This is a genomic window from Paenibacillus sp. S25, assembly GCF_019454085.1.
Classification (GTDB): domain Bacteria; phylum Bacillota; class Bacilli; order Paenibacillales; family Paenibacillaceae; genus Paenibacillus; species Paenibacillus polymyxa_B.
Map to the genome: position 1 here is coordinate 1,123,690 of NZ_CP073683.1, position 16,971 is coordinate 1,140,660.

11 protein-coding genes are annotated in these 16,971 nt (G+C 46.9%); 10 read left to right on the forward strand and 1 reads right to left on the reverse strand.

The window, feature by feature from the left end; all coding sequences use genetic code 11:
* Positions 1-231: 231 nt before the first annotated feature.
* A complete protein-coding gene (locus KAI37_RS04980) occupies positions 232-1,077 on the reverse strand; it encodes a Cof-type HAD-IIB family hydrolase (protein WP_076293417.1) in 846 nt (281 codons plus the stop codon).
* Positions 1,078-1,340: 263 nt separating this feature from the next.
* On the opposite strand from KAI37_RS04980, the gene melA reads away from it, so the two are divergent.
* The 10 genes from melA (at position 1,341) to KAI37_RS05030 (ending at position 16,959) form a co-directional block, all read left to right on the forward strand.
* The gene (melA, locus tag KAI37_RS04985) at positions 1,341-2,840 is read left to right on the forward strand and encodes an alpha-glucosidase/alpha-galactosidase (protein WP_071639765.1); all 1,500 of its coding nucleotides are present in this window, start codon (positions 1,341-1,343) and stop codon (positions 2,838-2,840) included.
* A gap of 543 nt (positions 2,841-3,383) precedes the next feature.
* Positions 3,384-5,522, forward strand: a complete 2,139-nt coding sequence (locus KAI37_RS04990) for a glycoside hydrolase family 6 protein (protein WP_220030838.1) — start codon at positions 3,384-3,386, stop codon at positions 5,520-5,522.
* 175 nt (positions 5,523-5,697) lie between these two features.
* Positions 5,698-6,633 (forward strand): nucleoside hydrolase, encoded by a 936-nt coding sequence (locus KAI37_RS04995; RefSeq protein ID WP_220030839.1) that lies wholly within the window; start codon positions 5,698-5,700, stop codon positions 6,631-6,633.
* A gap of 164 nt (positions 6,634-6,797) precedes the next feature.
* Positions 6,798-9,473 carry a PAS domain S-box protein gene (locus tag KAI37_RS05000; RefSeq protein WP_071639767.1) on the forward strand — a complete coding sequence of 892 codons (2,676 nt, stop codon included), beginning with the start codon at positions 6,798-6,800 and terminating at the stop codon, positions 9,471-9,473.
* Between the two features lie 164 nt (positions 9,474-9,637).
* Entirely contained in the window at positions 9,638-10,027 is a 390-nt protein-coding gene (locus KAI37_RS05005; protein WP_025723754.1) for a GntR family transcriptional regulator, read from the forward strand.
* A complete protein-coding gene (locus KAI37_RS05010; protein WP_220030840.1) occupies positions 10,020-10,922 on the forward strand; it encodes an ABC transporter ATP-binding protein in 903 nt (300 codons plus the stop codon). Before KAI37_RS05005 ends, KAI37_RS05010 begins: the two co-directional genes overlap by 8 nt.
* Positions 10,897-12,996: a DUF6449 domain-containing protein gene (locus KAI37_RS05015; RefSeq protein WP_220030841.1), complete on the forward strand. Its 2,100-nt coding sequence runs from the start codon at positions 10,897-10,899 to the stop codon at positions 12,994-12,996. The genes KAI37_RS05010 and KAI37_RS05015 overlap by 26 nt, the downstream gene beginning before the upstream one ends.
* A 192-nt stretch (positions 12,997-13,188) precedes the next feature.
* Positions 13,189-14,643, forward strand: a complete 1,455-nt coding sequence (locus KAI37_RS05020) for a PstS family phosphate ABC transporter substrate-binding protein (protein ID WP_220030842.1) — start codon at positions 13,189-13,191, stop codon at positions 14,641-14,643.
* A gap of 146 nt (positions 14,644-14,789) precedes the next feature.
* A complete protein-coding gene (locus KAI37_RS05025; protein ID WP_220030843.1) occupies positions 14,790-16,082 on the forward strand; it encodes a beta propeller repeat protein in 1,293 nt (430 codons plus the stop codon).
* 13 nt (positions 16,083-16,095) lie between these two features.
* Positions 16,096-16,959 carry an aldo/keto reductase gene (locus KAI37_RS05030; protein WP_220030844.1) on the forward strand — a complete coding sequence of 288 codons (864 nt, stop codon included), beginning with the start codon at positions 16,096-16,098 and terminating at the stop codon, positions 16,957-16,959.
* Positions 16,960-16,971 lie beyond the last annotated feature (12 nt).

Here is a 16,971-nt window from a genome sequence, read left to right on the forward strand (position 1 = left end):
AGGAATTCCATATTTTAATCAAGGTACATGACCAAAGTAGAATCTTGAAGGGTAAGCAACAACAGATATTTGAAGAATGGTTTGCCCATCTTACAAGTAGTGAGGAGATGGAAGCCGAGCAGCAAGCACTAAGTGAATTCCGTGGAAAGATAGCATTGGAGATAGGCCCCTACCAGTAGAATTAGGACATTTTTAAGTCCAGAAACTACTGCAGGGGCTTAAGTATAAAAACTAAATCAGACCATGCTTTTTAAAGCTATGAAACAGTCCATCTTCATCCACAGCATCCGTAATGTCATCTGCAATGGCTTTGAGGCCCGGTTTGGCATTTCCCATGGCAATTCCTAGCGCACAATATTCAATCATTTCAGCATCGTTCATCCCGTCTCCGATAGCAATGGTGTCTTCTTGGGATCTTCCCAAATGCTCAATAAGCTTTTCAATAGCTACGGCTTTGTGAATACCGGGAACCATTAGCTCGCCGCTGTCTTGCCCGAAAGCAGATACAGTACATTGAATAACCTCGAATTTCCCTGAAAATTCCTTTTTGATCTGTTCGAAAGGAATATTTTTGTTTTCCAAAAAGCATGCTTTGTTCACGTCACTACGGTACAGGTTGTCCTCTCCTATAGTTAGGCCAGTGATAAAAGGATGTGGGCGTTGTTCTTTTTTTTCTCTGGCTACGGGATCATTGTCTACATCACCATAGATAAGCCGTTCCACATGGGGCAAAAAGTTTTTACTCGCAAACAGTCCCCCGTTCGATTCCAAATAAAAGTCCAAATCATGTTCATCAAAGTAATCGACCATATGTTTAACATCTTCATCCGATACTTTGTGGTGATATAACATCTCGCCTTCGATTTCTACAAAGCCACCGCCAGCTCCGATGATCCCGTCAAAACCGACCTCCATGATAAAATCATAAATCTCCGCTTTGGATCGGCCAGTGCATAAATAAATCAGATGTCCGTTCTTTCTCGCTTCGATACATGCTGTTTTTGCAGATTCGGGAATCATCCCATCATCATCCACTAGCGTTCCATCTATATCTAAAAAGATAATCTTTTTGTTCATCTTAGGCTGCTCCTTGCTCTCTAATGTTTTCTTTTATGTTACTACATTTACCGCACTTAAAGTACATATTGAACTGAAAAAACACTAGATAGAAAGAGAGAAGCGAATGGAGCAAAATGGAAATTGGCAACCCTCTGCTAAAGCGAAAGTTAGGATTTTTGACACCTAAATACGAAACTGGTCATGATTTTGATAACGCTTTCCGCAGAGCTATTGCTACAATGACGGTATATACCAATTCTAATTACCGGAGGTTGAATGCCGTGTCATTTAAAGTAGCTTTTATTGGAGCAGGAAGCATCGGTTTTACCCGTGGAATTTTACGAGATCTGTTATCGGTGCCGGAATTTAACGATATTGAAGTGGCTTTTACGGATATCAGTCAGCACAATCTGGATATGGTTACTGAGCTCTGCCAGCGGGATATTCGTGAGAATGGTTTGTCCATACAAATACAGTCCTCTACGGACCGAAAGATAGCTCTAAAGGATGCCAAATACGTCATTTGTACCATACGGGTAGGCGGGCTGGAGGGCTTTGCAACCGATGTGGATATTCCGCTGAAATATGGCGTGGATCAATGCGTGGGCGATACACTGTGTGCAGGAGGGATTATGTACGGTCAGCGTGGTATTGCTGAAATGCTGGCCATCTGCAAGGATATCCGCGAGCTAAGTGCACCGGATGTATTGTTGCTGAACTACTCAAACCCGATGGCGATGATTACGTGGGCCTGCAATAAATACAGCGGTGTCCGTACAATCGGTCTATGCCACGGCGTCCAGCATGGGCATCACCAAATTGCCGAGGTGTATGGTCTGGAGAAGCAGGATGTGGACATTGTGTGCGCCGGAATCAATCACCAGACGTGGTACATTCAGGCGTCACATGAAGGCAAGGATCTGACAGCTGGGCTGCTGGAGGCTTTTGAAAAACATCCCGAATATAGCCGCACCGAAAAGGTGCGCATCGACATGCTTCGTCGTTTTGGCTATTACAGCACAGAGTCGAATGGCCATCTAAGTGAATATGTACCTTGGTACCGGAAGCGTCCGAATGAAATTCTGGACTGGATTGATCTAGGCAGCTGGATCAACGGAGAAACAGGCGGCTATCTGCGTGTATGTACAGAAGGACGTAATTGGTTTGAAACAGATTTCCCTAACTGGATGAAAGAAGATCCATTGGAGTACAAGGCGGAAAATCGCGGTGAAGAGCATGGTTCATACATTATCGAAGGTCTGGAAACCGGACGTGTATACCGGGGGCATTTTAATGTCGTTAATAACGGTGTGATTTCCAATTTACCAGACGACGCGATCATTGAAGCACCTGGATATGTGGATCGAAATGGTATCTCCATGCCACATGTAGGAGACCTTCCGCTCGGTCTTGCTGCCGTCTGCAATGTAAGTATTTCCGTCCAGCGTTTGGCTGTTGAAGCGGCTGTACACGGAGATGATAAGCTGCTGCGGCAAGCGTTTATGATGGACCCGCTAGTGGGCGCGGTGTGTAATCCAAAAGAAATTTGGCAGATGGTCGATGAAATGCTGGTGGCCCAGGAAGCATGGCTGCCGCAATACGGAACAGCAATTGCCGAGGCGCGTCAACGTCTAGCAGCAGGCGATCTGATTCCAACCCGACCTTATGAGGGAGCAGCGCGACTTAAGGTGAAGACGGTTGAAGAAATGCAACTGGATCGGGATGCCGCCAATAAAAATGCAGGGCAATCCGACAAGGGCAAGGATCGTGAAAAAGTGTAGAACAACAAGAGCATAGATTGACTTCACAACAATAAAAGGGTGTTTTCACGGTCATGTGGCCTGAAAACACCCTTTTGCTGTCGATAGATATAACGATTTGGCATAGTTGGTGTTCTAGAGTTTATCATTGTCGATTTAGGCTGACGGAAATTAAAGGATACAGTCTTGCTTTTTTTGAATTTGCTCTTTTGCTGTCGATCCTAAATCTCCTGAAAGCTTGTCATAGTAGGGATGTTCAACAAATGAAAAAAACGATTTCAGAAAAAGAGAGGCCGCGATAAACCACTAGAATGGCAATTCATATGCCTAATTAATAATGTAGTCCTTAATTTATTCAATTTACAGAAGATTTCCAGCTCACTATAATCTAACATAGGAGGTGACAAAAAGGGGAAAAAGTAAGCGCACGAATAAATAGAGAGCGCTTACCTTTTGCAACTATGAACGCCGTTTTTTTTGAAAAAAGTAGGCGTAACTCACAATTAATCATGTAACAATCAGGTGCCGACATAGGAAGATTCAACAAAATCCATGGAAAGATAGGTGAAGCAATTGAAAACTAAGCAAGTGCTGCGTAAAAGCTTGAAGTATGCTTTTGCGCTATCACTCGTCGCGAGTAGCTTTCTACCAGGTGCAGGATTTACGGATAAAATACATGCAGAATCCCATGTGGACAACCCTTACCAAGGGGCGACAAAATATGTTAGTCCTGATTATGCGGCTAGTGTTGACACATCAATTGCCAAGATTACGGATGCCGATCTGAAGGCAAAAATGCAAACGGTCAAAACATTCCCAACAGCTGTGTGGCTTGATCGTATCGCTGCTATTGATGGTGATGGGGGTAGACTTGGCCTGGAAGCACATTTGGACCAAGTATTGGCGCAAAAGAAAGGCAGCACACCGATTACAGCGGAATTCATTGTGTACGATCTGCCCGGACGGGATTGTCATGCCTTGGCCTCTAATGGTGAATTACCGCTGACCCAGGCAGGTTTGGAAACATATAAAAAAGATTATATCGACAAAATTGCTACTATTTTCGCAAATCCCAAATATAAGGATATTCGTATTGTAGCAATCATTGAACCGGATAGTTTACCAAACTTGGTAACCAACTTGGATACTCCTCAGTGTGCTCAAGCCAAATCTACAGGAATTTATGAAGCTGGCGTTAAGTACACAGTCAATAAGCTTAACAATATTCCGAATGTGTACAAATACTTAGATATCGGTCACTCTGGCTGGTTAGGTTGGGATAACAACCGTTCAGCAACCGTATCCCTGTATACAACTATCTTTGGAGACACTAGCAAAGGGCTGTCCAGTATAGATGGATTTATCACGAATACAGCCAATACTACACCGCTGACAGAACCAAATTTGTCTAATCCAGATTTGAATATCGGTGGACAACCGATCAAATCGTCCAAGTTCTACGAATGGAATCCTAATTTTGATGAATTGCATTTCACAGAGTCATTGCATAAAGATTTTGTCAATGCAGGCTGGCCAAGCTCGCTCGGTATGTTAATTGATACGAGTCGCAATGGATGGGGAGGACCTAACCGTCCGACTTCTGCAGTCGGCAGTGATATTAACTCCTATGTTAATTCAGGCCGTGTAGACAAACGGGCGCACCGTGGTAACTGGTGTAATAGCAGTGGAGCCGGCATGGGAACACCGCCACAAACGGCCCCAGCTAGTCATATTGACGCTTACGTATGGGCAAAACCTCCAGGGGATTCCGATGGTTCTAGCTCACTCATTCCGAACAATGAAGGTAAAGGCTTTGACCGTATGTGTGATCCTACCTATACAACCAAGGACGGCACATTAACAGATGCTTTACCGAATGCACCTATTTCAGGAGCATGGTTCCATGATCAGTTTGTGATGCTGGTAAAAAATGCGTACCCTGTAATCGTGCCTTCCACTGGTGGTGTGGAACCATTACCTACTGCTCCAGCTGTACCGACAGACTTAAAGGCAGTTGCGGGCAATGCTCAAGTAACGCTGACTTGGAATGCATCTACTGGTGCCGATAGCTACACGGTAAAACGTGCCACTAGCGAAGCAGGTCCTTTTACAGCCGTTGCGCCTCTTGTAACGGAAAGAGAGTACACGGATAAGGGACTGACGAACGGAACAACTTACTTCTATGTTGTAAGTGCTACGAATGCGAAAGGAACAAGTAAGGATTCCGCAGTGGTAAGCGCTACACCTAAAGCTACTGATCCTACAGAACCAGCGGGTGATCTGGTTGTAATGTACCGGGCCGGGGACACTGATCCAGCGAATAACGCTGCCAAACCTTTCTTTAACTTGAAAAATAAAGGAACAACACCCGTGAAGCTGAGTGAGCTGAAAATTCGTTACTATTTCACGAAAGATGGCAGCCAGGAGCTGCAATCTGCAGTAGACTATGCGCAAGTAGGTAATGATAACGTGCTGCGTACCTTTACTGACAACTATATTGAAATTGGTTTCAGTCCTGCTGCCGGTACGCTTGCTGCCGGAGCGCAAACCGGTGATATTCAGATCCGCATCAACAAAAGCGACTGGTCTAATCTAGACGAATCCAATGACTACTCCTTCGATCCAACCAAAACCTCTTATGCAGAATGGAACAAAGCAACGTTGTTCCACAATGATAAGCTGGTATGGGGAATCGAGCCTTAGGATTTGGACAGAACATGTGCGCTTGAGTGATTGAAAAGTATTAAAAGAAGGCTATGGCATAACTGTCGTAGCCTTCTTTTACGTCTTCGAATAAAGAATTTGATGACCAAGGGAATAAGCATTGAAATTGTGTATAATGAAAAAAAAGAATGCTGTTCTACTGTGGAGGATCATCATGAGCAAAAAGTTAATCTTAGATGTAGATACTGGCATTGACGACGCGCTTGCTATTGCGTACGCGGTCCATTCGCCGGAATTGGAGCTACTCGGTATTACAACCACCTTTGGTAATATCTCGGTGGAGGAGGCAACACGTAACTCACTGGTTCTGGTGGAAAAATTGGAGGTAGAGGCTCCGGTCGTGTCCGGCGCTCACAAGCCGTATGCTCGGGAGTTGTTCAAACCTTATTCCCGGCATATTCACGGTGAAGACGGTATTGGTAATCAGTTGAAAGGAGCGCCCTCCCGTCAGGCTGCGTCTGGGGATGCCGCTGATTTTATAATCGGACAGGCTCGTCGCTATGAAGGCAAACTTACCCTGGTAGCTGTGGGACCGCTGACCAATCTTGCAATTGCATTGGATCGCTGTCCCGAATTGCCCCAATTGCTTGACCGCCTGATCATTATGGGCGGCGCGGTCACAGTGAAAGGCAATGTAACTCCGACGGCTGAAGCGAATATTTATGCCGATCCAGAAGCCGCAGCCTATGTGCTGGGAGCGGGTTTTCCGCTTACGCTCGTTGGGCTGGATGTCACGATGCAAACACTGCTTCCACAGCAGGATGTGGACAAATGGCGTGAGCAAGGGACCGAGCTGGGCGCGTTTATGGCAGATATGACAGACTTTTATATGGAAGCCTATCGCAATTTCAGACCTGGTATTGCAGGCTGTGCATTGCATGATCCACTGGCTGTAGGATTAGCGATAGATTCCAGTTTTGTGAAGACGCGTCCAATGCACATTGCCGTTGAGGTGGGGGATTCCGCCGAGGTTGGTCGCACCCGTGAGATGCAAAATGAGAACGAAGTTCAAGCACTGGCTACGGTTGATGTGGCACTTAAAGTCGATGCGGAGCGATTTTTGCGTCATTTCCTCAGCCGGGTGGTATAAAAAAATAATTCGAAGATTGCCGATGAACCTGCATCGGCAATCTTTTGTGCATACATGTTTTAAGGGCATTCATTTAGAGGTGGACTCACCGCTATAAAAATCCCATATCATGTTAGAATAGGTATAGTTAGAAAACTGCCGGACCACAAAGGAGGAGATTCATTGTGTTTTCTGCTGCTCGACGACTGCCTTTGCTGGAACATATGTATAATCATGCCCCGACAGGAATCGTGATTTTGTCGAGGGAGGGGAAGTGCCTGTACGTCAATCCCGCCTTTTGCAAAATGGTCGGATATGAGCAGGAGGAATTACTGGATATCCGGTATTACCATCTCTTGTATAAAGAGGCTCAGGATCAGCAAGGGTTGAGGGAGGCTTATGCAGGTTGGCTAAAGGCTACGGATCAAGTCTATAAGACAGAGCTGCGTTTGAAACATAAAAGGGGAACATCCGTCTGGCTATCGCTGGAATTAACCATATTTGATGATGAGGCTACCGAACAATCTTATTTGATTGCGTATGCAATGGATATCACGGAGAAAAAAGATATGGAGCAGGTGCTCTCGGATAATGAGGATTTGTACATGCTGATTACGGAAAATACGCCGGATGTTATCTCATATAGCACGGCGGACGGCATACTCCAATATATTTCTCCTTCGGTGGAAAAACTACTAGGCTATACAAAGCAGGAAATGCTCGGCAAAAAGCGGCTCCAATTCTATCATGTTGAAGATGCCGATTATATGCGTGTACATGGACTCTTCAAGGAAACAGGCATCATGAAGCGGCGTGTTCGTCATAAGGACGGGCACTATTTGTGGCTGGAAGTATCGTACCGCATTATTCGGGATGAACAGGGCAGGATCAAGCGAGTACTGTCCATCGGACGCAACATCACAGAGCGCCAGAAAAGCGAGGAGAATTTGGCAAAAGCTCAACGGTTGGCGATGTTCGGCTCATGGGACTGGGATCTGGTCAACAATGTTATGCATTTCTCCAAGGAATTTCGCAGCATTTTTGGTTATCGTGTCAAGTCGGTTGAAACAAGTATTGACGCCTTCATGGCGGCTGTTCATCCAGAAGATACAGAGCGCATGAAACAGATTATCACCAACGTTATATTAAAGGGAGTTCACGAAGAAACCTTTTACCGGATTGTATTGCCGAATGGGGAACAAAAGGTACTTCGTTCAATCTGGGAAGCTGAAATGGACGAGCATGCAGGCAAGCCCGTTCAAGTGATCGGTATGATTCAAGATGTTACAGAGCACCGGGAAATGGAGCTGCGTCTGCGCGAAAGTGAAAACCGTTATAGGTCACTGTTTCAGCATAATCCACTCGGGATATGCGCCGTGAATATGGAAGGTCATATCTTGAGTGTGAATCCGAGCTTGGAGGAGCTTACGGGTTATACGAAGGATGAGCTGCTTGAAGCTGACATACTCATCATGGCTTCCTCTGAGGAACAGGACAAAATCAAGCGTCACATGGAGCTGGCCCAGCAGGGTGAGACGCAAACCTATGAATCGGAATTTATACATAAGGAGGGGGAGCGTCTATTCATCAAGATGACGAATATCCCGATTTTCGTGCAAGAGGAAATTGTAGGCTGCTACGGGATTATAGAAAATGTTACCCCTCTTAAAAGCTACATTGCTCAAATTGAAAAGCTCAGTAATGAGCATTCGCTTATTTTGAACGCCGTATCCGAAGGAATTGTAGGTTTAAGTACCGAAGGACATGTCCGCTTTATGAACCCGGCGGCTGTCGAGATGTTCGGCATAGGATCGGCCAATCCGCTGAATGGCGCATGCATAGACATGATCCTCCATGCTGACGAAATTGGCAGTCATTTTCCGGACGAACAGTCCTCTATTCTTCAAGCGATTCGAAGCGGAGCCTCTTATCAGGCAGAAGAAGCTGTATTTTGGAAAAAAGGCGGGTCCAGCTTTCTGGCCTCCTATCGAATCAGCCCTTTGATGGATAATGGCGAGCGAAAAGGGGCCGTGATGGTTTTTGTAGACAGGACGAATGAAAAGGAGATCATTCGGGCCAAGGAGTCTGCCGAACGCGCCGATCGGGCCAAGTCAGAGTTTCTTTCTGTGATGAGTCATGAGCTCCGTACGCCGATGAACGGCATTATAGGCATGGCAGGGTTACTGGCAGATACTGAATTGGATGAGGAGCAGCGTAGCTATATAGACATTATTACCAGTAGCAGCGGCGCTTTAATGCAGATATTGAACGAGATACTGGATTTGAGCAAAATCGAAGCTGGTAAAATGTCTTTGCTGCACGAATCCTTTGTGCTAGATGACGTGGTCGGCAGTGTGGCTGACCTATTCATGACGCAGGCTATGGAAAAAGGCATTGAGCTGGAATGGCATGTGGATCAGGAAATGCCGGGGATGCTGGTCGGTGATCATGTGCGTATCCGGCAGGTGCTGGTGAATTTGGTGAGCAATGCGATCAAATTTACGGAGCGAGGGCGTGTAAATATCTTTGTGGAGAGAAAGGCTTACAGCCGTCGTAAAAATAGATGCCTGATTGAGTTCAGTGTTACTGATACTGGAATCGGTATCCCAGCAGACCGCCAGCATCTATTGTTTCAGCCTTTTTCCCAGCTTCATCCGGCACTGAACCGAAAATATGGAGGGACAGGACTGGGATTGTCCATCTGTAAAAACTTGGTCAAGCTGATGGGGGGGTCCATTGGTGTGGATAGCGATGAGGCCAGAGGAGCGACGTTCCGGTTCCAGCTGGATCTTAAGCTGCCGGATGGTTCAACGCTCGCGAATATAAGCCGTGATGAACCTTATGAGTCAAAGGAAGGCTAAAAAGAGATAGCCGTGATGCATCATGCATCACGGCTATTTTTTTTGTGAGAAATCCCCAAAGAAAAGATTGACAAACTGTTCTAACTGTACTATTAATTATAGTACAGTTAGAACAGCTGAGCATATACAAATGAATCAGATTAAGTCTTGAAAGGAGGAAGTCCATGTTCGAGCTGGATATCCGCAGCCGCAAGCCGATCTACGAACAGCTTATGGACAGGGTAAAGGAAATGATCGTGTATGGGTCACTTCAGCCGGATGAGCAATTGCCTTCTGTGCGGACATTGTCCGCTCAGCTAACGGTGAATCCGAATACGATTCAGAAGGCGTATCGCGAGTTGGAACGAGAAGGATACATTTATTCCGTTCAGGGCAAAGGCAGCTTTGTCACACCTGCCCAACATCAGCCACAACAAATCAAGCGAGATGAGATTCGGGCGGCGTTGTTAAAACAGATGATTGTAGCCGTCCATTTCGGTTTTACACAGCAGGAAGTGGACGACATGTACGTGGAAGCTATACAAACAAAGGAAAGGGGGATGTCCCTTGATTGAATTAAGGGAAGTCACAAAGACATTTACAGAAGAAAAGGCTGTCGACCAGCTCGCCCTTAGAGTGAAGAAGGGCTCCATTTTTGGACTGCTGGGCTCAAACGGGGCTGGGAAAACAACACTGCTCAAAATCATCGCCGGGATTTACCGACCGGATGCAGGAAAGGTACTGATTGGCGGACAGTCCGTATATGAGCAGCCAGAAGTCAAGCAGCACATTCTGTTTATGCCAGACACCCCCTATTTTTTTCCGCAAGCGACAATTCGTCAGATGGCCCGGTTTTACCGCTCCATTTATCCGAGCTGGAGCGAGGAACGCTACATACAGCTTACGGAGATCTTTAAGCTAGATCCTAAACGAAAGCTCCACCGTTTTTCCAAGGGGATGAAGCGCCAGGCTGCTTTTTTGCTTGCCTTGAGCTGTATGCCTGAGCTGCTCATTTTGGATGAACCGATTGATGGGCTGGACCCGGTGATGCGTAGAATGATCAAAAATTTACTGTTCCAGGAAACCGCTGCACGCGAGATGACCGTCGTGATCTCATCTCATAATTTGCGTGAAATAGAAGACATGTGTGATCACGTCGGCATTATGCACCAGGGGCGGATGCTGTTGGAAAAAGAGGTCGACGACCTCAAGTCTGATACGCATAAGGTGCAGGTTGCCTTTCGTGACAGCACGCATGAGGAAACCGTATGTGGACAACTTTCGGTTGTACATAAGGAGCGGAGGGGCAGTGTTCTGCTGCTCATTATCCGGGGGGAACGAGAGCGGATTGCAGAGACGATTGAGGCGTATGAGCCGCATGTGTTTGATTTGCTGCCGTTGACGCTTGAAGAAATTTTCATTTATGAAATGGAGGACGCAGGTTATGACATCCAACCGATTCTTCTGTAGCGGCGGCGTAATTCGCCAATGCCTGAGACAGCATGGCTGGATCGGTCTATTGTACTTGGTAGGATTGCTGTTTACAGTACTGCTGCCATTGTTTATGAGCATTGGTGATGAACAACCACGAGTGGTTTTAAAAAGCTTGTTTGATAACACAAGCTCAGGTAATGAATTGCAAAAATTAATCTTAACGACCGTACCCGTGCTGGCAGGTGTGATGCTGCTTCGTTTTGTTCAGCGACAGGGGTCATCCGATTTGTATCACAGCCTACCTTTGCGTAGAGAGCATTTATTAACATCACATTTAATTAGCGGTCTTATTCTTTTACTTGTACCTGTATGGCTGACTGCGGGAGTAACTGCTTGGGTTAACACGTCAGTCGAACTGCCTTATATTTTTCATATCAATGATATTGGATCATGGGCACTGGTCGTATCTGTCCTTACGATTTTCCTGTTTACTTTTACTGTGTTTGTAGGGATTTGTGTGGGACAATCGTTGCTACAGATCGTAGTAGTGTATGTTTTGCTGCTATTGCCTCAGTTTCTATCCATGATGATAGGGCGTTTTCTGGAACGTAATTTATACGGTTATGTGCAAGTGCAAGAAACCATTGTTCAATATATTAACGGCTCGGAGTTTCGCAGCAGTAATAATCTCTGGGATAACTTATCGCCGTTTGTACGCATTATGGACAATTTGCCGCAGCGCGCCTTTTCCTACATGGAGCTACTTGCCTATTTAGGTATCTCTCTGTTGTTTGTTGCCTTGAGTTATGGTTTGTATCGTAAACGCTTGGTCGAGAAGGCGACTCAGGCCATGGCGTTTTCTTTCTTTCAACCTTTGTTCAAGGCAGGGGTTATACTATGCGCCATGCTTGTAATAGGCGATTATTTTTATAATGCAGGTACAAGAGGAGCAGCAAATTGGTCGATTTTTGGGTATGCACTTGGAGCTGTTCTAGGCTATATCGTTGTAGAGATGGTCGTCCGCAAGACGTGGCAAATTGTGCGTGTTCGAGCTTTGGTGGAAATGGTCGTGTACGGTGTGATCATGGGGCTGGTACTATATATCCCGATATCAGGTTGGTTGGGTTATGAGGGGCGGATTCCAACAGCACACTCCGTAGAAAAAGTTTATGTCGGGCAAGAGGAGCCTCTAGGGGGAAATGCAGAAAAAGAAGCTTATTACTCCCAAGACAGGGCCTATATCGCCTCTGTGCTGAATTTACATCGTGAACTCGTACGTGCACATGCAGCTGGCGAGAAAACATTGTCCAAAAACCTGGCCGTCGAAAGGGCAGTCATAATCTACCGCTTGGATGATGGTTCCACCATGACTCGCCGCTATACATTCCCGGAGAAGCCTTTCCGGACAGAACTGACTAAAGTGATGGAAGCAGAGCCTTATAAAACGGTAAGATACGAGCTGGATAAGCTGCAAGGAAAAGCAGAGACGATTAATATCCAATCCGTAGATGATAATGAAAGACGAGTGGTTTTAACCAATCCAAAAGAAACTCGTGAATTTGAAGATATACTCAGAGAAGAAGTATTAAATATGAGTTATAGCGAAATGCAATCACATCGATATCCCCTAGGGAGTGTTTCTATTACAAACAAAGAGTCATCCTTTACCAATAACGAACCGAGCTGGCATCGTGAATTTTCATTTGAATGGCCGGCTTCCTATCACAAGCTTACAGGTTGGCTAGAGCAAAAGGGGTATGCGGATAAGGTGATCATTGATTCCAAGGATATTTTTTCGATACGGGCTGTTCCTATTATTGCTGAAGAGCTTGAACCTTATCAACCCAATCAGTATATTGAAGACTATAAGCTATTTAAAAGCATCCAACAGAAGCATAAAGCAATAACGATTGAAGATCCGAAGCTCTGGAGCACTGTACTGGAAAAGCGCAGACCCTATAGCTATACTCCAAATAGGGCGAAAGGCACTTACCTGGTTCAGGTCAAGATCAAACCTTTATTTAGTTCAGACCCCCATACACGCTATTGCTATTTAACTCCAAACGAAATGACACCGGAGCTTGCAAAGGCTTTACCGACAGTTCCTTAAAATCCGATACCAAAAAGGCCTTTCCCGTGGGGGGAGGCCTTTTTGCCATATGTAGCTTGAGTGCCTCCTCGTTCGGATGATCAGATAAGGACATTTTTTCCTCCTCTCGTATACTAATCTTTACCATAATTGTACAATGAAGAAGCAATGGCTTACAGTCTCATTTCATTCATTAGATATAGGGGGATGTGCATGTCTGATCCAAAGGGAGTTATAACCAAGCCGGAAAAGGACGAGTCTGTGCGGATAGCATGGTTTTGGCCATGGCTGGGCGGTACGTTTATGTTTGGATTGTTTTCAGTCATGTTTAATGTAGTTTGGAGTAAGGTTGTGGCACCCCAAGTGCAGCTTCTGCTGAGGCATGGAGGTGTGACGGATACAACTGTGATTGTAATACTGCTTCTATATGCATGGATTATCGGTCTCATCTTTGCAGCTTATGGTGCCTTGAGTGCACGTATGTCCAGCATGGGCAAGCTTTCGCTGATGCTGACTGGGCTATTATCATTATTATGTGGGCTGTGGTTGTGGATTATAGGAATACAAGGGTCTGGTGGTCAACCTGCTGAAGTGTGGGGAGGGGCTTGGGAGCTCTTTTCACTCTATCACGCTTGGGCGGAGCCTGTGTTGGAGGTACTGGGGCCATATACACAGCATGGTGAAATCTGGTTTCTACTGGCAGCACTGCTGCCGATAGTTGGTATGGTAGTAGGAGTTGGGGTGAATCGTTATCCAGCGGTGACCGACAAGAATGGTAAGGTGGATCATAGATGGCAATGGATTGTTGCCGCAATATCTGCTGCGCTCGTCATTGTGCTGACGATTACACTGATGCTTCCTCAACGCCCGTACATTGCAGAGAAGGATTTTCCGGTAGTTGACGGGGCTACGGCGGCCATTCCTTTTGCGCAGGATATGCTGCATGAACTGACTGGAATGAGCAAGGCGCGAGCGGCGCACGAGCTGAGATTCAACACGACCCATCAGGCATATGTCAATTTGATCGAAAAGAAGGCGGATCTGATTCTAGTGGCCGGTCCTTCCGATGAGGAACTGCGTCTGGCAAAAAGTCGGGGAATACAAATGAAGCTCACACCTATTGGGTGGGATGCGTTTATTTTTCTCGTGCATCAAGACAATCCGGTTGACGGACTTTCTTCGGAGCAGGTTCGTCGTATATATGAAGGAGCTATCCATAATTGGAATGAAGTAGGGGGCAAGGATCAGCCGATCATTGCTTATCAGCGAGAAGAAAATTCAGGCAGTCAGACATACATGCAAAAGAAAGTGATGGCAGGCCATGAGATGGCTGACCCGCCGCGTGAACTACAAATTGGCATTATGGGTGGTATGATTAATGCAGTCGCAGATTTTAACAAGGATCACAACGCGCTCGGATATTCATTTTATTATTTTGCAAATGTGATGCATAATCGTCAAGAGGTTAAATTTTTGTCTATTGATGGAGTAGAGCCGAACAAAGAACACATTCGCTCGAAACAATATCCATTCACAGCTCAATTGTTTGTGGTCACACGGGAAGGCGAGAAACCAAGCTCTTCGATGCAACGATTACTCGAATGGTTGCAAAGCGAAGAAGGAACCAGGGCCATCGAAAAGGGCGGCTTTGTTCCTGTAAACTCGTAAACCTGAAACGATGGTTCGCATACAGTCACCCGTATATTCACCTTAAGAGTGAAACGAAGACAGCAGGGTAATGCATAGAATATACTTTGCTGTGAATACAATACCCACACAGCATGTATATCACCAACATAAGGGGATGAACGAAAATGAAGAAAAAAACATCGGTATGGGTGCTTTTGCTCGCCGTAGCCATAGTGACAGCGGGGTGTGAAACAGGCTCGCAAACAGGACAAACGGCTCAAAATGAGCAAAAGGGTGCCACCTCGGCACAAGCGAATGGTTCGGGAACAACTGTAGATACACCGGAACAGCAGACCGCTGTTAACGGAAAAAATGGCGCATCCCCGTCCAGTACTGGCAATGCAACGGAAACAGGAGGACAAGCAACCACAGACTCTACTATAGCGAAAGTCCGCATGGACAATATTACCGCGCTGCGTTTGATCGACGGTCAATCCGGCTGGATCGGCGGAAATGGCTGGATTGCCCGAACGGCCGCGGCTGCATCCGGTTCAGTCGGATCAATGTGGAATGTGCAATATCAGGGCCAAGGTACGGTTCAGCAGATTTTTGCCTTGAACGGACAGCAGGCCTGGGCTGTTATGGCAGACAGCGGATCGCTGCTGGGCACTCGCGATGGCGGCAAACGCTGGGAGGTTGTCGGGACTGTACCTGAGCAAGGACAAACGGGCTTTTTACACTTTGTATCATCCAAGGAAGGATTCAGTGGCAGCCAATATACGAAGGATGGCGGGCAAAGCTGGTCTTCGCTCCCCGTGCCTGGCCACATGGTAGGACAGCCATATTACCATGATCGCCAAAACGGCTGGGCGGTTACGCAGGACACAGACCGTTCGTTTCAGATTTTACACACTGTTAACGGGGGCCAAAAGTGGACTACTGTCATGTCACGCACAACGGAGGCGCCTCTAAATGGAGCCATTATTCGTTCGGTAGAACGTGGCAACGCATGGATCGAGCTGGTTGGAGATACGGGGATGAATCAGACGTCGTATTCGCTTTGGCATACTGCTGATAGCGGACAAAGCTGGCGTGCTGTGCTGGCGAATGCCACTGCTGGCGGCGGTCCGGCACCAGGTATTAGCCAGCAAGACAACCAGGTTGCCAAAAATGAAGGGACGGCACCAGGTATGCTCTATCCGGTTAATAGCAGTACCGCATGGATGGGTGGCTACTGCGCACCGTGCGACAAGCCCAATACCATCGGCTGGACGACTGACGGCGGCAAGACGTGGAACAATGGCAAGCAAGGCTTTGACGGTTATGGCGGTCAGCAAATCGGGATGGCAAATGCCAAGGAAGGCTGGGCTATTTTCTCAGATTCAGAGCAGGCCCCAGTTATGTACACCACCTCGGATGGTGGACAGCATTGGACGCAGAGCCATGTATTTGACAAGCCTGTGGCATCAGGATCCTAAGGAGGGAATGCATATGAGCCAACATAAGAAAAGTGTGATTACTTGGACTGACGGTCGTAAAGTACCGCTAATCGGGCAGGGTACGTGGAATATGGGTGAAAAAGCGTCACTCCGGCAGGAAGAGGTGCGCGCGCTTCAACTTGGCTTGGAGCTGGGCATGACGCTGGTGGACACGGCTGAAATGTATGCGGAGGGCGGCGCAGAAGAGATCGTCGGAGAGGCCATTCGGGGTCGCCGGGACGATGTCTATCTTGTTAGCAAGGCTTACCCTCATCATGCGGACCGCCAAGGACTGGCTCAAGCGTGCGAAGCGAGCCTAACCCGAATGGGAACGGAGTACATGGACATGTATCTGTTACATTGGCGTGGGAATATTCCGCTGGAAGAGACGATACAAGGTATGGAAAAACTGCGTGAGCAGGGCAAAATCCGCAGCTGGGGAGTGTCCAATCTGGACAAGTCCGACATGGAGGAGCTATGGAGCCTAAGTGGAGGCGAAGCCTGCGCTGTCAACCAAGTGCTGTATCACGCAGCTTCGCGGGGCATCGAATATGATCTGCTACCTTGGAGCCGTACGCATGGGGTGCCTGTGATGGCCTATTGCCCGATTGCCCAAGGTGGTCGCCTGCGACGGGGGCTGTTGGAGCATCCTGTTATGGTAGATATTGCTGCCAGCCACGGGGTAACTCCATCCCAAGTTGCGCTTGCGTGGGTCATACGGGATGGTGATGTCTGGGCAATTCCGAAGGCGGTGCAGGAATCGCATGTACGAGAAAATGCAGCGGCAGCCAGTATTCGGCTCACTCCTGAACAACTTCAACAAATAGACGAAGCTTTTCCTCCGCCAACGCGGAAGCAGCCGCTGGATATTGTTTGAGGAAGGAGGAGC

Coding starts and splice junctions, on each gene's coding strand:
- KAI37_RS05005 (WP_025723754.1), top strand. CDS start 9,638: ATGTTCGAGCTGGATATCCGCAGCCGCAAGCCGATCTACGAACAGCTT.
- KAI37_RS04995 (WP_220030839.1), top strand. CDS start 5,698: ATGAGCAAAAAGTTAATCTTAGATGTAGATACTGGCATTGACGACGCG.
- KAI37_RS05025 (WP_220030843.1), top strand. CDS start 14,790: ATGAAGAAAAAAACATCGGTATGGGTGCTTTTGCTCGCCGTAGCCATA.
- KAI37_RS05030 (WP_220030844.1), top strand. CDS start 16,096: ATGAGCCAACATAAGAAAAGTGTGATTACTTGGACTGACGGTCGTAAA.
- KAI37_RS05020 (WP_220030842.1), top strand. CDS start 13,189: ATGTCTGATCCAAAGGGAGTTATAACCAAGCCGGAAAAGGACGAGTCT.
- KAI37_RS05015 (WP_220030841.1), top strand. CDS start 10,897: ATGACATCCAACCGATTCTTCTGTAGCGGCGGCGTAATTCGCCAATGC.
- KAI37_RS04980 (WP_076293417.1), bottom strand. CDS start 1,077: ATGAACAAAAAGATTATCTTTTTAGATATAGATGGAACGCTAGTGGAT.